Annotated in this window: 18 protein-coding genes; 6 read left to right on the forward strand and 12 right to left on the reverse strand. The window is 64.3% G+C overall.

Annotation, left to right across the window (positions count from 1 at the left end):
* Positions 1-94 precede the first annotated feature (94 nt).
* Complete coding sequence (locus BB934_RS20620; protein WP_099511303.1) at positions 95-2,389, forward strand: DUF2235 domain-containing protein; 2,295 nt, start codon at positions 95-97, stop codon at positions 2,387-2,389.
* Between the two features lie 12 nt (positions 2,390-2,401).
* On the opposite strand, the gene BB934_RS20625 is transcribed toward BB934_RS20620, so the two are convergent.
* The 4 genes from BB934_RS20625 to rpe form a co-directional block, all read right to left on the reverse strand.
* A complete protein-coding gene (locus BB934_RS20625) occupies positions 2,402-2,953 on the reverse strand; it encodes an RBBP9/YdeN family alpha/beta hydrolase (protein WP_099511304.1) in 552 nt (183 codons plus the stop codon).
* A 31-nt stretch (positions 2,954-2,984) separates the two neighbouring features.
* Positions 2,985-4,238 (reverse strand): SAM-dependent methyltransferase, encoded by a 1,254-nt coding sequence (locus BB934_RS20630; RefSeq protein ID WP_099511305.1) that lies wholly within the window; start codon positions 4,236-4,238, stop codon positions 2,985-2,987.
* Between the two features lie 205 nt (positions 4,239-4,443).
* A complete protein-coding gene (gene purB, locus BB934_RS20635) occupies positions 4,444-5,757 on the reverse strand; it encodes an adenylosuccinate lyase (protein ID WP_099511306.1) in 1,314 nt (437 codons plus the stop codon).
* Positions 5,758-5,815: 58 nt separating this feature from the next.
* Positions 5,816-6,487, reverse strand: a complete 672-nt coding sequence (gene rpe, locus BB934_RS20640) for a ribulose-phosphate 3-epimerase (protein ID WP_099511307.1) — start codon at positions 6,485-6,487, stop codon at positions 5,816-5,818.
* Between the two features lie 209 nt (positions 6,488-6,696).
* Between rpe and BB934_RS20645 the strand changes: the two genes are divergently transcribed.
* Both BB934_RS20645 and BB934_RS20650 read left to right on the forward strand, forming a co-directional pair.
* Complete coding sequence (locus BB934_RS20645) at positions 6,697-7,938, forward strand: NAD(P)/FAD-dependent oxidoreductase (RefSeq protein ID WP_099513092.1); 1,242 nt, start codon at positions 6,697-6,699, stop codon at positions 7,936-7,938.
* A 124-nt stretch (positions 7,939-8,062) separates the two neighbouring features.
* Entirely contained in the window at positions 8,063-9,187 is a 1,125-nt protein-coding gene (locus BB934_RS20650) for a hypothetical protein (RefSeq protein WP_099511308.1), read from the forward strand.
* A 6-nt stretch (positions 9,188-9,193) separates the two neighbouring features.
* On the opposite strand, the gene BB934_RS20655 is transcribed toward BB934_RS20650, so the two are convergent.
* Positions 9,194-10,195 (reverse strand): P1 family peptidase, encoded by a 1,002-nt coding sequence (locus tag BB934_RS20655; protein ID WP_099513093.1) that lies wholly within the window; start codon positions 10,193-10,195, stop codon positions 9,194-9,196.
* A 96-nt stretch (positions 10,196-10,291) separates the two neighbouring features.
* Between BB934_RS20655 and BB934_RS20660 the strand changes: the two genes are divergently transcribed.
* On the forward strand, positions 10,292-11,020 hold the full coding sequence (locus BB934_RS20660) for a cytochrome c biogenesis CcdA family protein (RefSeq protein ID WP_099511309.1): 729 nt from the start codon (positions 10,292-10,294) through the stop codon (positions 11,018-11,020).
* A gap of 33 nt (positions 11,021-11,053) precedes the next feature.
* On the opposite strand, the gene BB934_RS20665 is transcribed toward BB934_RS20660, so the two are convergent.
* The 7 genes from BB934_RS20665 to BB934_RS20695 form a co-directional block, all read right to left on the reverse strand.
* On the reverse strand, positions 11,054-11,434 hold the full coding sequence (locus BB934_RS20665; protein ID WP_157934241.1) for an ACT domain-containing protein: 381 nt from the start codon (positions 11,432-11,434) through the stop codon (positions 11,054-11,056).
* A gap of 88 nt (positions 11,435-11,522) precedes the next feature.
* Positions 11,523-12,650: a branched-chain amino acid ABC transporter substrate-binding protein gene (locus BB934_RS20670; protein WP_173909481.1), complete on the reverse strand. Its 1,128-nt coding sequence runs from the start codon at positions 12,648-12,650 to the stop codon at positions 11,523-11,525.
* A 128-nt stretch (positions 12,651-12,778) separates the two neighbouring features.
* Positions 12,779-13,141, reverse strand: a complete 363-nt coding sequence (locus BB934_RS20675) for a DUF6867 family protein (RefSeq protein WP_099511312.1) — start codon at positions 13,139-13,141, stop codon at positions 12,779-12,781.
* Positions 13,141-13,917 (reverse strand): ABC transporter ATP-binding protein, encoded by a 777-nt coding sequence (locus tag BB934_RS20680; RefSeq protein ID WP_099511313.1) that lies wholly within the window; start codon positions 13,915-13,917, stop codon positions 13,141-13,143. The genes BB934_RS20675 and BB934_RS20680 overlap by 1 nt, the downstream gene beginning before the upstream one ends.
* Entirely contained in the window at positions 13,914-14,756 is an 843-nt protein-coding gene (locus tag BB934_RS20685; RefSeq protein ID WP_099511314.1) for an ABC transporter ATP-binding protein, read from the reverse strand. Before BB934_RS20685 ends, BB934_RS20680 begins: the two co-directional genes overlap by 4 nt.
* Complete coding sequence (gene livM / locus BB934_RS20690; protein WP_099511315.1) at positions 14,756-16,168, reverse strand: high-affinity branched-chain amino acid ABC transporter permease LivM; 1,413 nt, start codon at positions 16,166-16,168, stop codon at positions 14,756-14,758. The genes BB934_RS20685 and livM overlap by 1 nt, the downstream gene beginning before the upstream one ends.
* A 12-nt stretch (positions 16,169-16,180) precedes the next feature.
* The gene (locus BB934_RS20695; protein WP_099511316.1) at positions 16,181-17,101 is read right to left on the reverse strand and encodes a branched-chain amino acid ABC transporter permease; all 921 of its coding nucleotides are present in this window, start codon (positions 17,099-17,101) and stop codon (positions 16,181-16,183) included.
* Between the two features lie 302 nt (positions 17,102-17,403).
* On the opposite strand from BB934_RS20695, the gene BB934_RS20700 reads away from it, so the two are divergent.
* A complete protein-coding gene (locus BB934_RS20700) occupies positions 17,404-17,931 on the forward strand; it encodes a flavin reductase family protein (protein ID WP_099511317.1) in 528 nt (175 codons plus the stop codon).
* A 413-nt stretch (positions 17,932-18,344) separates the two neighbouring features.
* A complete protein-coding gene (locus tag BB934_RS20705; protein ID WP_157934242.1) occupies positions 18,345-20,231 on the forward strand; it encodes a sensor histidine kinase in 1,887 nt (628 codons plus the stop codon).
* The last annotated feature ends 11 nt before the right edge of the window (positions 20,232-20,242 follow it).

A 20,242-nucleotide genomic window follows, 5' to 3' on the forward strand; every position in this document is an offset into this window, starting at 1 on the left:
CAGACCTCACGCAGAGGCGGTTTTCTGTTGAAAAAATCTATCTCAGGTTGAGTCGTGGCGGGGCCGAAACTATCGTGAATGCGGGGAGAGTGGCATGCCGAAAGCGATTGTCCTGTTCTCTGACGGTACCGGCAACAGCGCTGCGGCGCTGTTCAAGACCAATGTCTGGCGCCTCTATCAAGCGCTCGATCTGTCGCCGCCCGAGCCCGGCGAGAGCCGGCAGATCGCCTATTACGACGACGGCGTCGGGACATCGGCTTTCAAGCTCTTCGCGGTGTTCGGCGGCATTTTCGGGCTCGGACTCAAGCGCAACGTTCTCGACATCTACACCTTCCTCTGCCGCAACTACGAACCTGGCGACCGGATCTATGCCTTCGGCTTCAGCCGCGGCGCCTTCACGATTCGCGTCCTGGTCGGTCTCGTCGTCAAGGAAGGGCTGATCCAATGCGAGCAGGACGCCTCCTTCAACAAGCACGCCGCGGATGCCTATCGCGAGTACCGCAAGCGCTACAACCAGACGGGCGGGCTGGTGGGGCCGCTTCGGTGGCTGAGAGATTTCGCCATGCGCACGTGGCGGAGATGGCGTGGGCAGATCCAGTATGAAGACGTGCCCCGCCTCGAGATCGACGAGATCGCCTTCGTCGGCGTGTGGGACACGGTGGCAGCCTACGGGCTGCCGCTCGCGGAACTGACGCGGGCCGTCGACGACTGGGTCTGGCCGCTCTCGATGCCGAACTACAAGCTGTCGGAAAAGGTTCTGCATGCACGCCATGCTCTCGCCCTCGACGACGAGCGCGACACCTTCCATCCGCTGCTCTGGGACGAAGTGGCCGAAGCCGAGATGATCGCCCTGGGGCGCGTGCGGCGCGATCGCCTGCGGCAGGTCTGGTTCGCGGGGATGCACTCCAATGTCGGCGGCGGCTATCCCGATGACAGCTTGTCCTACGTGTCCCTCGAATGGATGCTCGACGAGGCAGCAAAAGCCGGTCTGCGCTTCGACGACAAGGCGGTCGCGGAGATCCGGCGCACAGCCAGTCCCTATGGCCCGATCTACAATTCGCGGCGGGGCTTCGCTGCCTATTACCGGTATCAGCCGCGCAAGATCTCCGCTCGTCTCGACCCGCCGGACCCGACCACCAGGGTCATGCAGGACACGGATCTCAAAGGCGCTGGCCTCCTCACCGGAGTCCGGATCCACGAGAGCGTCCTCGAACGCATCCGGCAGGGGGACGACGACTACGCGCCGATCGTCCTGCCGGCTTCCTACGAGATCGTGCGTTCGGACGAAGCCGTCGAGCCACCCGGCGAGGCGCGCTCTGACCTTCGCGCGCAGCAGCAGGAAGGGGTCTGGAACATCGTCTGGAAGCGGCGCGTCACCTATTTCAGCACGGTCGTCGTCTCGCTCCTTTTGGCGGCGATGCCGCTGTTCGAAGGATTATGGCCGCCGTCCGCCTGCGTCGGGCCGCAATGTCTCGTCTCTCCCGTCTTGTCCAAGATCGGACAATTCCTCCCCGGCTTCCTCTCGCCGTGGATCGATGCCTTCGCCAACCGGCCGGGATGGTTTCTAATCGGGGTGATCGCGATCGCCCTGCTGCTGCGCAAGAGCACGTCCCTGCAGGTGGCGATCCATGACGGCATGCGCGACCTCTGGGCCGGATCCCTCGGCATGGTCGGGCCGAGCCACAGCCCGAAGCCGCGGGTAGAGGAAATTTCCGCCGGCTGGATCTATCGGCTGCGGACGAACGCGGCCTATCAGGCCATTCTGCAGATCCTGAAATGGCGGGCCGTGCCGAATGTCTTCGGGATCGCCATTCTCGCAATCGGATTGCTCGGCGGGCTCGCCTTGACGGTTCTGCTGGTACAGAGCGTCGTCTATCGCACGCAACTCCACGTCGCCGAGCAGGACAACCGCCTCTGCATCGGTCCGACGGTTCAGGCGGAGCAGTTCTCGCCCCGCCTGCTATGCTGGTCCACCGGCCGGCAGGTCGAGGCCGGCACGCGATACAAGATCCTCTTTCGTGTGATCGAGCCCTGGTTCGACCGGGACATCGCCACGAGCCCGGCAGGCTTCGAGGCAGGGCGGATGCCCTGGTACATTCATTTTACCGCCATTCCCATGCGCCGCTTCCCGGCATCGGACTGGCTCCAGACCATGGCCAAGATCATCCCGGCGGATGGCGACGGCGGTCCCATCGAAGCGCTGGATGTGGTCTGCGATCCGCAGGGCACGTGGTGCTCGGCCGAACTCGTGGCCAAGGCCGACGGGCTGCTCCATCTGTTCGCCAACGACGCCATCGTCAGGTGGGATAGACTGACGGACGCCTATTACGGCGACAACAGCGGCCTTGCGGACGTGACCGTCGAGCCGATGGAGCTTTCGCGGAAATGACGGTTCGGGGCGTCACAGCCGTTTCAGGAAGCCGGCGAACCGCATCAGTCCCTCCGGCCAGGGACCGTGGCCGCTTTCCGTGTTGAGATGGCCGGCATCGCCGGCATCGACGATTGCCGAGCCCCAGGAATAGGCGAGATCCTCCGCCTTCTCGTAATCGCAATGGGGATCGGTGCGGCTGGCGACCAGGACGGATGGGAAGGGGAATGGGTCGCGCGGTATCGGGGCGAAGGCGCGGTCGATGGCGGGGACGAAGTCCGCCCTCTCCACATCCGGCACGCTGACGAGGAATGCGCCCTGGACCTTGCCGCTCGGCAGAAGGGGAGCCGCATGGGCGATGGCCAGCACGCCGAGGCTGTGGCCGACCAGGACGACCGGCTTCTCGGCCCGCTTCACGTCGTCGACGATGCGTCCGACCCAGGCCTCCTTGTTGGGGGCATCCCAGTTCTCCTGCTCGACCCGCCACGCGGTCGAGAGCTGACGCTCCCACCGGCTCTGCCAGTGGTCGATGCCTGAATTTTCATGGCCGGGAACGATGAGGATGTCGCAATCGGAGGTTTTCATCCCCCCGAGATAAAGTCCCGCATGGGCCGGTTCAAGCGCTCCGCTTCAACTCCATGTTCTCCTCCGCCTCCTTCAGGACGGCCTCTCGCTCCGCGATGTAATCGCGGGTCACGGGCACCACGTCGTTGCGGCGGGTGAGCTGGAGCTGGAACACCACCGCGTCCTGCCACCGGAAGGCGGATTCGGACTTGGCGAGATAGCACTCCCACATCCGGCAGAAGCGCTCGTCGTAAAGGCGCAGCACCTCCTCGCGATGGGCCATGAAGCGCTCGCGCCAGGCCTTCAGGGTATAGGCGTAGTGCAGGCGCAGGATCTCGAGGTCGGTCACGATCAGCCCGGCCCGCTCGATGGCGGGCATCATCTCCGAGAGCACGGGCAGATGCCCGCCGGGGAAGATGTATTTGGTGATCCAGGGATTGGTCGGATAGGGCGTGCCCGAGCGCCCGATGGTGTGCAGAAGCATCACCCCGTCCTCCTTAAGGAGGCCGCGGCAGGCCTGGAAATAGGCGTCGTAGGAGGGCACGCCCACGTGCTCGAACATGCCCACCGACACGATGCGGTCGAAGGTGCCTTTCGTTGCCCGATAATCCTCGAGCTCGAACTGCACCCGATCCTGGAGGCAGGCGGTGGCGGAGCGCCTGCGCGACGCCTCGAGCTGCTCTTCCGAGAGCGTGATGCCCCTGACCGAGCCCGCTCCGGCGACCTGCGCGAGGTAGAGCCCCATTCCGCCCCAGCCGGAGCCGATATCGAGGACGCTGTGGCCCCGGTCGACCAGCAGCTTGGCCGCAATATGCCGTTTCTTGGCTGCCTGAGCCTCCTCGAGGCTGGCATCCGGATGGTCGAAATAGGCGCAGGAATATTGCCGGTCGCTGTCGAGGAAGAGGGCGTAGAGCCGCCCGTCGAGGTCGTAATGGTGCGCCACGTTGCGCTTGGAGCGGCTCGCATCGTTCTCGGCCCGGCGCATCATCCAGTGGCGGATCCTGCGCAGGCGGCGCAGGGGAAGTTCGTGGAGTTGCCCATGGGTGTCCTGGAGGAGAAGCTGGAGCAGGTCGAGCATCGTGCCCCGCTCGATGACGAGGCGGCCATCCACGAACAATTCGCCCAGCTTCAATTCCGGATGGAGGCACAGCGCCATCTGGGCCGCGGCGTCCGCGAAGCGAATCGAGACCCGTGGTTCCGTTTCGTTACCGAAGGTGAGGCGCCGGCCTCCGGCCGTGACCACCTCCAAAGTGCCGTGTTTCACGGCCCGCGTGAACGCAAGATAGAGAAGCTTCTCCGACAGCATGGCAACAATCCCCGTGCCGTTGATCTCTCAGCGCATCGGGCGGAAAAGGGTCCCGGTTTTCGCTGACGCGGCCCTCTGGGTCCGCACCGGACGATGCGCTCTTCAAGAGAGAGGCTTCGGAAACGATCCCAAAAGTGGATTCAGCTTCTGGGCCCGATGCCTACCGGGATTGTTGCTCATTGTGGAAAAATTTCCAGCCCCCGAGCTATGCGCCGCTTGCGCCGAAGACCCGCATGAAGATCGTATCCACATGCTTGAAGTGATAGCCGAGGTCGAAGCAGGCCTCGATCTCCTCGGGAGACAGGTACCCGGTCACATCGGAATCGTTCTTCAGGAGGGTGAGGAAATCGCCTTCGCCGCGCCAGACCGGCATCGCGTTGCGCTGGACGAGACGGTAGGCGTCCTCGCGGGAGGCGCCCTTCTGGGTCAGCGCCAGCAGGACGCGCTGCGAGTGGACGAGTCCGCCGAGGCGGTCCAGGTTCTTCTGCATGTTCTCCGGGTACACCACGAGCTTGTCGATGACGTTGGTGAGCCGCGCGAGGGCGAAGTCCAGGGTCACGGTCGCGTCGGGGCCGATCATGCGCTCGACGGAGGAGTGGGAGATGTCCCGCTCGTGCCAGAGCGCCACGTTCTCCATGGCGGGCATGGCATAGGCGCGGACCATGCGGGCCAGGCCCGTCAGGTTCTCGGTGAGCACCGGGTTGCGCTTGTGCGGCATGGCCGAGGAGCCCTTCTGGCCCGCCGAGAAGAACTCCTCCGCCTCCAGGACCTCGCTCCTCTGCAGATGGCGGACTTCCGTCGCCAGGCGCTCGATGGAGGAGGCGATGACGCCCAGTGTCGCGAAATACATGGCGTGGCGGTCGCGGGGGATGACCTGGGTCGAGACCGGCTCGACCTGGAGGCCCATCTGCTCGGCCACGTATTCCTCGACGCTCGGGTCGATGTTCGCGAAGGTGCCGACCGCGCCCGAGATGGCGCAGGTGGAGATTTCCCGCCGGGCCTCGATCAGGCGCAGCTTGCAGCGCTCGAACTCGGCATAGGCCTGGGCGAGCTTGAGGCCGAAGGTGGTGGGCTCCGCATGGATGCCGTGCGAGCGGCCGATGGTCGGCGTCATCTTGTGCTCGATGGCCCGACGCTTGATGGCGGCCAGAAGCTCGTCGAGATCGCGCAGCAGCAGGTCCGAGGCACGGGCGAGCTGCACGTTGAAGGTGGTGTCGAGCACATCCGAGGAGGTCATGCCCTGGTGGACGAAGCGCGCCTCCGGCCCCACGATCTCGGCGAGATGCGTGAGGAAGGCGATGACGTCGTGCTTGACCTCGCGCTCGATCGAATCGATCCGCTCCACGTCGAAGGTCGCTTTAGAGCCCATCTCCCAGACCTTCTCGGCCGCCTCTTTCGGCACGACGCCGAGATTGGCAAGCGCCGTGGTGGCATGGGCCTCGATCTCGAACCAGATGCGGAACTTGGTTTCCGGCGACCAGATGGCCACCATCTCGGGACGGCTGTAACGGGGGATCATGGCTCTTCACTTCCACGCGGATGATATGCCCGCGCGGTAGCACGATCATCCCGTGATCTCAACGCGCCTTTGCCGCCGCCTCGCGGATGGCAGCCATGTTGGCAGCATAGGCCGATGGGCCGCCCTTGAAGGTGGCGGAGCCGGCCACGAGCACGTTGGCGCCGGCTTCGGCCACCAGGGGCGCGGTCTCAGGCGTCACACCGCCGTCGATCTCGATATCGATGTCCCGGTCGCCGACCATCTCCTTGATCCGGCGCAGCTTGTTGCAGACGGAGGGGATGAAGGCCTGTCCGCCGAAGCCGGGATTGACCGTCATCAGGAGGATCAGGTCGACGTCGTCGATGACCGGCTCGATGGAGCCTTCATGGGTGCCGGGGTTGAGCACGATCCCGGCCTTCTTGCCGAGCTTCCGGATGGTCTGGAGCGAGCGGTGCAGATGCGGGCCCGCCTCCGCGTGGATGCTGATGATATCAGCGCCCGCCTTGGCGAAGGCCTCGAGATAGGGATCGACCGGCGCGATCATCAGGTGCACGTCGAAGGGCTTGGACGTATGGGGCCGCAGCGCCTTCACAACATCGGGGCCGATGGTGATGTTCGGCACGAAGTGTCCGTCCATCACGTCGATGTGGATCCAGTCCGCGCCGGCCGTATCGATGGCGCGGATTTCCTCGCCGAGCTTCGCGAAGTCGGAGGCGAGGATGGACGGGGCGATGAGAAGAGGGCGTGTCATGGCCGCGCCCGGTAGCACGAGCCATTTGCGACCGCAACGGGCAATGAGTCGCCCGCCCGAACCAATTCAAGACCACTCCCCTGGGGAGAGCCGAATTTGCGTCGGGAAAGCCATGGACGACGTCGAGCCTAGAGGAGTAAAGATGGCCCCTTCGCAAGGATATGACCGCTTTCCTTCGGGGAGGCGACTGGAAATGGGGCAGGGCCTTCATGCGTAAGGATGTGATTGTTCTTGGAGCCGGCATCGTCGGCGTGTCGATTGCCCTGCATCTGCAGAAGCGCGGCCGCTCGGTCCTGTTGATCGACAAGCGCAAGCCCGGCGAGGAAACCTCCTTCGGCAATGCGGGCCTGATCCAGCGCGAAGGCGTCTATCCTTACGGTTTCCCGCACGATTTCGGCGCGCTGCTGCGCTATGCCCTCAACAACACCATCGACGCCCATTACCACTGGGCCGCCATCCCGAAGCTCGCCCCCTTCCTGTGGCAGTATTGGATGCATTCGCGTCCTGCCCAGCACAAGGCGATCGCGCGGATGTACGCGCCGCTCATCGAGCGCAGCGTCACCGAGCATATGGCGCTGGCCGAGGAATCCGGATCGACGAACCTGATCCGCCCGACCGGCTGGATGAAGGTGTTCCGAGACGAGAAGAGCCGCGACGAGCAGTTCGCCGATGCGGACGAGGTCAAGCGCGATTTCGGCGTCAACTTCGTCGCCCTCGACACCAAGGCGGTGGCGGAGCGCGAGCCGCACCTGAAGGTGGAGACCAAGGGCGGCATCCACTGGACGGACCCGGCCTCGGTCTCCGATCCCCACATGCTGACAATGGGTTACGTCGGTCTGTTCGAGCGCCTTGGGGGCGAACTCGCCGCTGGCGATGCCACAACGCTGGAGCAGGTTTCGACGGGATGGCGTGTCCAGACCGAGAAGGGGCCCGTGGAAGCCGGCACCGTGGTCGTGGCGCTCGGCGCCTGGGCGGACCTGGTCACGACGAAGCTCGGATATAACCTGCCGCTTGCGGTCAAGCGCGGCTACCACATGCACTACAAGCCGGAGGGCAATGCGGTGCTCAACCGGCCGACGCTCGATTTCGACCGCGGTTATTTCCTCGCGCCCATGTCGAAGGGGATCCGGCTGACGACCGGGGCTGAGTTCGCAAACCGCGATGCGCCCAGGACGCCGGTCCAGCTCGGGCGGGCCGAGCCGATCGCTCGCGACTTCTTCCCCCTCGGTGAGCGGCTCGATCCGCACCCATGGATGGGCATGCGCCCCTGCACGCCGGACATGATGCCGATCATCGGCCCGGCGCCCCGGCACAAGAACCTCTGGTTCGGCTTCGGCCACGCCCATCACGGCCTGACCCTCGGACCGGTGACCGGACGGCTTTTGGCGGAAATGATCACGGGCGAAACGCCGGTGGTCGATCCGAAGCCCTATCGCGCGGACCGTTTCTAAGCGGTCCTGCCTCCGATACGTCCGATCCTCGCAAGAATGATATCCTATCCGTTTGGAGGGGAAAATTCCTTGATTGTTAGGTCATAACGTTTATCATCCGATCCAATGTTGCATGGGGGAGCGGATGCAGGGAGGCGACCAGTCGCTGATCAGCGATATCTATGAAACTGCCGTTCTTCCCGAGCGCTGGCTCCAGGTCCTTGGCCAGATTTCCGCTGTCGGAGGAGCCGATGGCGGCTTCATCGCTGCCGTCAACGGAAGAGGCGAAAGATCCTGGGTCGCCACGGAGAGCCAGCAAACGCTTCTGTCTGATTGGTATGCCGGAGGCTGGCACCTGCGAAATACCTGGATCGAACGCGGAAAGCAGCACAAACGCCTTCGGTTCTTCGACGAGACCGACATTTTCGCGCCCGGCGAAGTCGATTCAATTCCCATGTATCGGGATTTCCATCGCCGGCGCGGTGGCGGCTGGTCTGCCGGCGCCATCATGCAGATTCCTGGCGGCGGCCTCGTCTGCATGCGCTTCGAACGTCCCTACGATCATGGTCCGATGGGACAGGAGGTGAGGGAAAGGCTCAATCGGCTGCGGCCCCATCTCGCGCGCGGCGCTTTCCTGTTCACGAAACTCGGTTTGCGGCAGGCTCAATCGACGGTCTCGGCCTTGCAATTCCTGGATGTTCCCGCAGCGATCCTGACCCGAAGCGGCCAGCTGCTCGCCTGCAATCAGGCCATGGAGACCCGGTTGTCCCAGGTGACCGTGCGGGCCGGCGATCGGATCGCGTTCCGCGACGTGGACGCCCAGACCGCGTTGAGCGACAGCCTTGCGCGCATCACGGCGGGCTTGTTCGACCAGGTGTGCGGACCGATCCCCCTGCCTTCAACGGAGGAGCATGGGGCGGCGGTTGCCTATCTCGTCCCGATACGCGGCGCAGCCCAGGATGTCTTTGGATGCGAGACGACGCTTCTGATGATCAGGCCGGCGGATTCGGATAACCGCCTGATGGATCTGGTGCGCACTCGTTTCGCCATCGATGCGGGCGATTCCCAGAGGATGGCACACCAGATCTCCACGGTGTACCCGCGCCTCGCTGCAGCTTTGCTCGCCTCGACGGAAACTATGCAGACGACCCTGGACCGGGTTCTTGGCCGGACGCAATCGGGGCTCGAGGCGCGACTGGCGAGCTTTCTTTGGCGCCTTGGGGAAGACCCGGCTGCTTGTCGTTTCGGGAAGCGGGCAAACGATCGTTGAGGCGCCTCAGGTGGTCTCAAACAGATCACGCCAGGCCGGCTGCGCGCCGGGATAGGGCAGGGCCGTCGCCTCATAGACGCCGCGCGCGATGGCGCGGGTCAGGCAATCGGCTGCAAGCGCCGTGAGCTCCGTGAACTCCGACGCCTCGTCCCGCAGCGGCCGGCGGCCCGTGGCGGCCGCGAAGATCGCGTCGCCGTCGAACAGGGCGTGAGAGAAGCGCAGGGCGCGAGCGAGACCGGCGTGGCTGGCGATGGCGAGGCGCTTGGCCTGGCCTTTGGTAAGCACGGCATCGGTTGCGACCAGCGCGATGGTGGTGGCCGGCTGCGGTCCTCCTTTCCAGATCAGCTTGCGCTTCTCGGGACCGACGCGGTCTGGATGTCCGTGTCCGCCGAACTCCTCATTCTCCTCCAGCGCGCCGGCCCAGAAATGCGGGCCGTTGCCGATCACCGCCGAGGAGACGCTGTTCACCACGACGAGGGCGCCGACGGCATGACCGGCCGATGTCACGGCGCTCGTCGAGCCGAGCCCGCCCTTCAGGTTCGCCGTGGTGGCGCCGTATCCGCCGCCAGCGGTACCGAGCGTGAAGTCCAGGCCGGCATTCAGGGCTGCCTCATAGCCGAGCTCGCGGTAGGGCGGGTAGCGTCCCCAGTTCTTGTTGCCGCCATTGACGAGATCGAAGCTGGAGGCCTGTGAGACCAGAGGGACGAGCGCATCCCGGACGGCAAAGCCGATGCCCCGCTCGCGCAGGAACGCCTGCACGCCGCTCGCCGCATCGAGGCCGAAGGCGGAGCCGCCGGACAGCACCACGCCGTGGATGCCCGGGACCATCTTGTCGGGATCGAGCAGATCGGTCTCGCGGGTAGCCGGCGCTCCGCCCATGGCGAAGAACGAAACCACCGCAGGCTCGTCGAAGAGCGCGACGGTCACGCCGGAGCCGAGGGCGGCATCCTCGGCATTGCCGACGCGGAGGCCAGGGATGTCGGTGATGAGATTGCGGAGCTGGTTCATGCGGCCAGCAAACAGAAAATCGGCGCCCTTCACAATCTGGAGAACCGGCCTTTCGCCGCCTTTCGTCCGGAGGGGCAAAGAGCTAGAAGGCTTGCCATGCTCAGTGTTTCCTTTCCCGCCGCGGCGCTCGGCGGCCTCATCAGCTTCTTAAGCCCCTGCGTTCTGCCGCTGGTGCCGCCCTATCTGTCCTTTCTCGCCGGCACGACCTTCGACCGTCTCAGCGCAGGCGACGACCGAGCCGTCCGCAAGCGGGCGGTCCTGGCCGCCCTCCTGTTCGTGGCGGGCTTCTCCACCGTCTTCGTGCTTCTGGGAGCGACTGCCTCGGCGCTCGGCCAGGCGATCCGGCAATATCTCGATGTCCTGAGCACGGTGGCGGGGATCGCCATCATCGTCATGGGCCTGCATTTCCTCGGAGTTTTCCGGATCGGGCTGTTCTACCGCGAGGCCCGGTTCAACGTGACGAAGCCGGTCGGCCTCTGGGGCGCCTATGTGATGGGCCTCGCCTTCGCCTTCGGCTGGACGCCCTGCATCGGCCCGGTCCTGGCAGCAATCCTGACCGTGGCGGGCTCCGAGAGCAGCGTCTCCCATGGCGCCCTGCTGCTCGCCGCCTATTCGGCAGGTCTGGGCATTCCCTTCCTGCTCGCGGCGTTTGCCATGAAGCCGTTCGCGGCGCTTTTGAAGCGCATGCGCTCGCGTTTCGCCATGGTCGAGAAGATCATGGGCGTCCTCCTCGTTATGACCGGCATCGCGTTTCTGACCGGCTGGATCACCAACATGTCGTTCTGGCTGCTCGAGACGTTTCCGGCGCTGGGACGGCTGGGTTGACGAGGTGGCGCGCCCGGTCGGGCAGGCCTGTTCTCAACCCATGACGCGGTGCCCCGCGGCCCGCAGGGCCTCTGCCGCTCGCTCCGCATCCTCCACCTTCACCAGCACGTAATCGGTGCTGAAGGTGGAGGTGGCGAAGATGCCGATGCCGGCTTTAGCCAAGGGATCAAGCACGGCGGCCAGGATGCCCGGCACGCCGAAATCGAAGCTTTGCGCGATCCGGAAGCAGCGCCAGCCCGCATCGATCTCGGCTTCAGCAGGGGCATGGCCGAGCGGGCAGACGAGGGTCGTCTCTTCCACTGCCTGAACCAGCAGGGAAAACGGGCCGGGGGAGGGCATCGCGGCCCGCGTGCCCGCCGGGAAGCGGCAGATCGCGTATGTTTCCTCGAGCAGCGCCAGGGTCAGAGCGGGCATGAGCGGTCTCGCCTCGATGAAAATAGGCATGAGAAAACCCGCCCTGTCGCCAGGGCGGGTTCCGATCGTGTTGGCTCAGGCCAATCGATTACATGGCAAGTTCGTTGCCGGAGTAGTCGATCTTGCCGTCGGCGCCCTTCTTCCAGACGTACATGATGTAGTCCGGACGGGTGATGTCGCCCTTCTTGTCGAAGGAGATGTCGCCGATGACTGTCTTGAAGGGCTTGCCCGACTTCATGGCGTCGGACACCTTCTTGCCGTCGGTGCCGCCAGCCTGCTTCGCAGCCTCGGCCAGGATCTGGGCCGCAGCATAGGAGTACAGGGTGTAGGCTTCCGGCTCGAAGTTCTTGGCCTTGAACTTGGCCACGACATCCTTCGCGTTCGGGTTCTTGCGCGGATCCGGCGAGAAGGTCATCAGGGTGCCTTCGGCGCCCGGGCCGGCGATCGAGGTGAACTCGGCCGACACGATACCGTCACCCGACATCATCGGGGCCTGGAGGCCCTGGTCGCGCATCTGGCGGATGATGAGGCCGGCTTCCGTGTGGAGGCCGCCGAAGTAGACGACGTCCACGCCGGCCTGCTTCAGCTTCGAGACGAGAGCGGAATAGTCCTTCTCGCCCGGGTTCACGCCTTCATAGACGACTTCCTTCAGGCCCTTTGCGTTCATGGCCTTCTGGGTCTCGTCGGCAAGGCCCTTTCCGTAGGGGGTCTTGTCATGAACGACGGCAACCTTCTTGCCCTTGAACTTGTCGGCAAGGTAGCTGCCGGCAACGAGGCCCTGCTGGTCGTCGCGACCGCAGGTGCGGAAGGTGTTCCACATGCCGCGCTCGGTGAATTGCGGGTTCGTCGAGGCCGGGGTGACCTGAACGATACCGGCTTCTTCATAGACCTGCGAGGCCGGGATGGACACGCCGGAGTTGAAGTGGCCGACGACGAACTTCACGCCTTCAGCGGCGAACTTGTTCGCCACCGACACGCCCTGCTTGGGATCGGAGACGTCGTCGCCGACGACGATCTGCAGCTTCTGGCCATTGATGCCGCCGGCTGCGTTGATGTCTTCCACAGCCTGCTCGACGCCGTTCTTCAGCTGAGCGCCGAAAGCCGCGTTAGGGCCGGTGATGGGGCCTGCGACGCCGATCTTGATCTGCGCGCTGGCAGCGCTGGAGAAGGCGAGGCCAAGACCAAGCGCCACGCCGGTCAACAGCATTTTTTTCATGAGGTCACTCCTCTGGGTGGTTTTTTTAGGCCCCTCTTCCTCGTGGGGCCGGTTTGGCGGGGGGACCCCGCCTTCCGCGTGACATCATGCTTGTTTTTAAGCGAATGTCACGCTGGAATCTTTTGGCCTTAGCCCTTGGTCGCAGACGCCTTTTCCCGCCAGGAAAACGGTCCGGTCCGCTCGTAGAGCCAGCGGTATTGGCTGGTCATCATCCGGGCCCGACGGTACTGGAACCCGAGCGCGCCGATGATCAGGAGCACGATGGTATCGACCGCATAATAATGGATCGACAGCAGCGTCCCATCGAACAGCGCGAAGTGGATGAAGCGCACCGCGGCCCCGAGGATGAACAGATAGAGGAGCAGGGTCCAGAACGGACGCCAGGTGAGGGCGATGGCCCGGCCCGTCATCCAGGCGGCCCAGCCGCCCATGATCACGGTGATGAGAAGAAAGAGCCCGAAAGACGGCTCTTCGTAGAGGATGCCCTGCATCAGTGATGCCCCCCTTCGAGATAGGCTGCCCGGACCTGAGGATCCTCGAGCAATTGCCTGCCGGTGCCGCTCATGGTGATGTTGCCCGTCACCATCACATAGCCGCGATGGGCCAGCCTGAGGGCGTGGTAGGCGTTCTGCTCCACGAGGAAGACCGTCATGCCATCCTTCTCGTTGAGCTCTTTGATGATGTGGAAGATCTGCTTCACGATCAGGGGCGCGAGGCCCAGGGACGGCTCGTCCAGAAGCAGGAGCTTCGGGCGGCTCATGAGCGCGCGGGCGATGGCCAGCATCTGCTGCTCGCCGCCCGAGAGGGTGCCGCCGCGCTGCTGCAGGCGCTCCTTCAGGCGCGGGAACAGGGTGCAGACCCGCTCGAGATCCTGGTCGAAATAGGCCAGTCCGTTCATGGACGCGCCCATCTGCAGGTTCTCGAACACGGTCATGCGCGGGAAGATGCGGCGGCCTTCCGGGGACTGGGCGATCGACAGGCGCGCGATCTCGTGGGTGGGCATCTTGGTGATGTCCTTCCCCGCATAGGTGATCGTGCCTTCGCGAGCGCGCGGGTTGCCGAAGATCGTCATCATCAGCGTCGACTTGCCGGCGCCGTTGGCTCCGATCAACGTGACGATTTCGCCTTCGTTGACATCCATATCCACCCCTTTCAGGGCGATGATGTTGCCGTAATAGGTCTTTACGCCGCGCACGCTGAGAAGCGGCTGGCGGGCCGTTGCGACTTGGGGGGGCTGCATCCCGATGTTTGCTCCAGCGGTGCTCATACGCCGATCTCCGCTTCGACCTTCTCGACCTCGTCGTCGGCCACGCCGAGATAGGCGGCGATGACCTTGGGATCGTTTCTCACCTCGGAGGGCGAGCCGTCCGAGATCTTGACGCCGTAATCCAGCACCACCACGTGGTCCGAGATCTCCATCACCACCGACATGTCGTGCTCGATCAGCAGGATCGAAGTGCCGTGGTCCCTGCGGACGGACAGCAGCAGCTCGTTGAGCTCGTGCGACTCGCGCGGATTGAGGCCGGCCGCCGGCTCGTCGAGGCAGAGCAGCAGCGGGTCGGTGCACATGGCGCGGGCGATTTCCAGGCGGCGCTGATCGCCGTAGGGCAGATCGCCCGCCGGCTCGTCGGCGCGGTGGAGGAGCCGGGTCTTCTCGAGCCAGAACTTGGCCTTCTCGATGGCTTCCTTCTCCGCCTTGCGGTAGCCGCCCAGCCCAAGAACGCCGAGGAAGGTGAAGCCCGAGGCGATCATCAGCGGGTTGTGCTGGGCCACCAGCAGGTTCTCGAGAAGGGTCATGCCCGAGAACAGGCGGATGTTCTGGAATGTCCGGGCGACCTTGCCCTTCCAGTTGATGTCGAAACCCGGGAGGCGCTCCAGCAGCAGGTGCGAGCCGTCGGGCTTGCGCAGCGCCACCATGCCTTCCGTCGGCTTGTAGAAGCCGGTGATGCAGTTGAAGACCGTGGTCTTGCCCGCTCCGTTGGGGCCGATGAGCGCGGTGATGTCGCCGCGCCCGGCCTGGAAGGAGAGGTCGTTGATGGCGACGAGGCCGCCGAAGCGCATCGTGAGATGCTGTACGTCGAGGATGGGATCCTGCAGCCAGCGCATTAGCCGTGTCCTTCCTTCACGAGCGAGCCGGAAATGGCCTTGCGCTCTTTCAAGATCACCGAGGGTTCACGTTCCGAGATCAGGCCGCGCGGACGCCACACCATCATCGCCACCATGCCGGCGCCGAAGAGCAGCAGGCGGTATTCGTTCGGATCGAAGCCCGAGCCGAAGATGGATTGCAGGAAGGTCAGGTTACGCAGAACCTCGGGGCCGCCGACAAGCACGATGGCCGCGATGGCAACGCCGATCTGCGATCCCATGCCGCCGAGCACCACGATGGCCAGGATGATCGCCGATTCCAGGAAGTTGAAGCTTTCCGGGGAGACGAAGCCCTGGCGGACCGCGAAGAACGAGCCGGCGAAGCCGCCGAACATGGCGCCGATGGCAAACGCAGTGAGCTTGGTGTTGGTGGTGTTGATGCCGAGCGAGCGGCAGGCGATCTCGTCTTCACGAAGAGCTTCCCAGGCACGGCCGATGGGCAGCCGGCGCAGGCGCATGGTCACGAAGTTGGTCAGGAGCGCCAGGAACAGGATGAGATAATACAGGAAGATCATCCTGTGCATGCCATTGAACTCGAGCCCGAAGGTCGCCGCGAACCCGCCTTCGCCCGCCGTGAAGGGCAGGCCGAAGAAGCTCGCGCGCGGGATCGAGGAGATGCCGGCGCCGCCGTTCGTCAGGTCCACCCAGTTGATGAGAACGAGGCGGACGATCTCGCCGAAGGCGAGGGTGACGATGGCGAGATAATCACCGCGCAGGCGCAGCACCGGGAAGCCGAGGATCATGCCCCAGAAGGCGGCGAGGATGCCGGCGAGCGGCAGGCAGATCCAGAACGACAGGCCGAACGTGGTCGAGAGTAGGGCGTAGGAATAGGCACCGACCGCGTAGAAGGCGACGTAGCCCAGGTCGAGCAGGCCGGCCAGGCCCACCACGATGTTCAGGCCCCATCCCAGCATCACATAAGTGAGGATCAGGATGCCGAGATCGACCCAGTAGCGCGACTCGTTCAGTCCGCCCTGGATCAGGTAGATCAGGAGCGGAAAGGCCAGCGCGATCCCGAGGAAGAAGGGAATGGCGAACCGCGACACGTGCTGGAAGGCGCTCGGCGTCGCGCCGACCGGCTCGGTGGCCTGGTGCGCGCTGGGCGTTGCCTTGGTATAGGCCCGTGAGGCCGTGAAGGCGTGCAGCAGGAGGCGCATGCCGAAGACGATGGCGCAGATGATCGCCACCAGGCCCCAGCGCGGGGTGAGGAAGAGATCGGCGCCGGACTGATCCGTCTTATAGGACAGGATCGGGATCGAGAGGCCCAGCATGATCAGCGCGGTCTTGAAGGCGTCCTTGAGGGCCGCGCTCAAGTCGAAGTTCCGCGTGACGGCTTGCGTCTGGTCCGTGGTGGTGATGGAAGGAGCGTTCATGCTCGTGGCTCCTTAAACCTTCTCGACCTCAGGCCGACCGAGAATACCGGAAGGCATGAAGATCAGGACGATGGCGAGGATCGAGAACGCGGCCACATCCTTGTACTCGATGGAGAAATAGGCGGACCAGAAGACCTCGATGAGGCCGATGATCAGCCCGCCCAGCACGGCGCCCGGCAGGGAGCCGATGCCGCCCAGAACCGCGGCCGTGAAGGCCTTCACACCGGGGACGAAGCCGTCGTTGAAGCTCACCACGCCATAATACAGCAAGTACATCGTGCCCGCGACCGAGGCGAGGGCGGCGCCGATGACGAAGGTCAGCGAGATCGTCCGGTCCACGTTGATGCCGAGGAGGGCAGCCATCTTGCGGTCCTGCTCGCAGGCGCGCTGGGCGCGGCCGAGGGAGGTCTTCTGGACGAGATACCAGAAGATCGTCAGCAGCACGGCGGTCACGACCATGATGATGACCTGCTTGTAGGAGAGGGCGACGTTGTAGCCGCTTTCGCCCTGAAACAGCACGATCACGTCCTGGACCATGGGGGGAGTCGGCTTGTTGCGCGCGCCCTGAGCCACCTGGACGAAGTTGGACAGGAAGATCGAGACGCCGATGGCCGAGATCAGCGGCGCCAGTCGGAACGAGCCGCGCAGGGGCCGGTAGGCGATCCGCTCGATGGCCCAGCCCCAGAGGGAGGTGAGCACCATCGCGATGACCAGCACGATGAGCAGCGCCAGCGCGATGGACGAGATCCCGAGCCACGTGGTCAGGATCAGGAAGAAGATCAGCGAGATGAAGGCCGAGAGCATGAAGACGTCGCCGTGGGCGAAGTTCACCATGCCGATGATGCCGAAGACCATTGTATAGCCAATGGCGATGAGGCCGTAGATCGACCCTAGAGTCAGCCCATTGATGAGCTGCTGCACGAAGATTTCCATGTCCTACCCTTGCCCCTCTGGAATGGGGTCATTCTTGGGAAACGATGCAGGAAAGCACGATGCGGGAACATCGCCAAGCCTGACGTAACGTGCGGGCTCTCTAGCAAACGAATTTTCGTTCGACAACTTACCGTTAAGATTCCTATTTGCGCGATTGATGGAAGAATCGGCAGCTTTTGACCGAATAGGAAGCAGTGGTGTGGCTCGTGCGCGCCTTCCATGAGGTGTCCGGAGAAACCATATGACCGTCAAGATCCTTGTCCTTGGCGGCAAAAGCGTGGAAGAGGCTAATCCGGAATACCATGTTGAAGTCTCAGGCCTCCCCCGATTCAGCCGTCACTGGCGCCACCGGTCCCGATGCCCTTCTCTTCCGGGAGGGCATGAGCCGGGTCGCGGAGGCCGTTCACGTGGTCACGACGGACGGCGCAGCCGGGCGGGCCGGCTTCACGGCGACGGCGGTGACCCCGGTAACGGACAGCCCGGCCTCCCTTCTCGTCTGCGTCAACACGGCGTCCCGGTCGGCGCAGGCGCTCTTGGCGAACCGCGTCTTTTGCGTGAACACCTTGAGCGCTGCCGATCTCGCATTGGCGGACATCTTTTCCGGGCGCACCGGCATCCAGGGGCAGGAGCGGTTCCTCGCCGGAGCGTGGGAGACACTCGAAACCGGCTCTCCGGCCCTGGCGACGAGCCTCGTCTCCTTCGATTGCCGGATCAGCGATGCCAGGGTCGTCGCCACGCACCACGTCATCATCGGCGAGATCGTCTGCATCCGCCTCGGCGAACCGAAGCCGGCCCTGATCTATCGGGGGCGGCACTACCAAGAGCTCTGAAAGTTGTGGACAGGATTCAGGACCGGCAATGTCGGTCCGGGAGCGGCTTGAGCTCGGCCGGAATGCCATTGGGCAAGAAAAAGCCCTTCACTGGGGTGAAGGGCTTTGAGGGTCTCGAAGACCTGGGGGCATTGGCCTTCGTGATGAGCTAATGCCGTTGCGAAAACTTGGTTCCCGACCTCTTTGCGAAATCGTTCCGGCTGCCCCAGCGCAAGGGCATTTGCACGCGTGAGCCTTGGCTATGTCCCTTGATCGCGCTCCCTGGCGCCTTATGCTCTTGTGTGACATTGCAACGCGATCCGTCGATCCAAGAGGCACGGGATGTCTGCACCACCGAACAGATCCATGGCTATCTTGGCTACACCGCTGAACGCTGCCGGCGCGGCAGGAACTCGCCTGCGGATGCTCGCGCGATGAACGAGATCGTCTTGAAGGACGCGCCGGACCGGCGTTCGGGGTTTCCAAGAGGAACGTCCGAAGCCTCGCGTGGGGGTGAGGCGGCACAGAGCCAGTCGGACATTCCCTATCGTGCGCTCTTCGACGCCATCGACCAGGGCTTCAGCGTCGTCGATCTGATCTTCGACGAAGACGGCCGACCGGTCGACTACGTTTTCGTGGAGGTCAATCCCGCCTTCGAGGCGCAGACGGGATTGCATGATGCGGTCGGCAGGAGCATGCGCTCGCTTCATCCCGAACACGAGGATCACTGGTTCGAGACCTATGGCCGTGTTGCGTTGACCGGCGAGTCAGTGCGGTTCGAGCACGAGGCCTCCGCCCTCGGGCGCTGGTACAACGTCTTCGCCTGCCGTATCGGGGGGCCGGACAGCCGCCGGGTGGCGATCCTCTTCAGCGACATCACCGCAAGCAAGCGCGCCGAGACGGCCAGCCGGGAAAGCGAGGAGCGTCTCAGGCAGGTGCAGGAAGCGGCGAGGATCGGCAGCTTCGAATTCGACCGCGCCAGCAATACCGCGATCGCGTCCCCGGAATATCTCGAACTGTACGGCTTACCGGGAGACATGTCCGGTTTCTTCTCTTACGATAAATGGGTCGCTCTGGTCCATCCGGAGGATCGGGCAAGGATCGAGGCTGAGACGAGGGCCGCGGTCGCAGATCCCGACCGCACCCAGCTCGATTACGAATTCCGGATCGTCCGGGCGGATAACGGCGAGGTGCGCTGGGTGACCGCGCGCACCAAGCTTATCCGCAACGACAAGGGCCGCTTTCTCCGCTCGCTCGGGGCGCAGTGGGACGTGACCGCGGAAAAGGATGCGGAAGTCGCGCTGCGGAAAAGCGAGGAACGCTATCGGTCCTTCATCGCGCATAGCACCGAGGGCATCTGGCTGCTGGAATTCGATCCCCCTCTCGATACGTCCTTGCCTGCGGACGAGCAGGTCGAACTCGCATACCGCAACGGTCGCTTCGTCGATTGCAACGACGCCATGGCGGGAATGTATGGCCTCGCCCATGCGGAAGACCTGATCGGCAAGACCCTCGGGTTTCCGCTGCCCTCCTCGGATCCCGAGGCGAGAGCCTATCTCGCCGCGGTGGTCCGCAGCGGGTACAATCAGACTGGCGTGGAATCGGCCGAACAGGACTTAGCCGGAAACCGCAAGTATTTCGACAACAGCATGACCGGGGTCGTCGAGGACGGCGTGCTGCGCCGGCTTTGGGGAATCCAGCGCGACATTACGGAACGCAAGCAGGCCGAAGAACAGCGTACGCTTCTCATTCACGAGCTGAATCATCGGGTGAAGAACACCCTGGCTACGGTCCAGTCCCTCGCGACACAGACCCTGCGCACCGCGCCGACCACGCGCGAAGCGAAGGACGCATTGGAGGGCCGCCTGATCGCTCTGGCACGCGCCCACGACGTGCTGACAAGGGAAAGCTGGGAAGGGGCCGAGCTGAGGGAGATCGTCGTCGAAACTCTCGCACCTTATTCGGTACGCGGAGAGGATCGCCTGCGGATGCGCGGGCCTGAGGTTCGGCTGTCGCCGCGCATGGCGTTGGCCCTGTCGATGGCGCTTCAGGAGCTTGCGACCAATGCGGTGAAATATGGCGCCCTGTCGAATGCCACGGGGACGGTAAACATCGTCTGGGATGTCAAAGCGGCACAGCCCTCGGATGCGCTTCTTCTGCGATGGGAGGAGCGCGACGGCCCGGCCGTCCAGGCACCCACGCGCCGCGGATTCGGCTCGCGGCTGATCGAGCGCAGCCTCGCCCGGGAGCTCAACGGCGCGGCGCACATCGAATTCCAGCCGTCCGGTGTCGTGTGCACCCTGGAAGCGCCGCTCGCCTAAGCGATCTCAAA

Origin of the sequence: Microvirga ossetica, from assembly GCF_002741015.1 — a bacterium.
In the GTDB taxonomy this organism is placed as follows: domain Bacteria; phylum Pseudomonadota; class Alphaproteobacteria; order Rhizobiales; family Beijerinckiaceae; genus Microvirga; species Microvirga ossetica.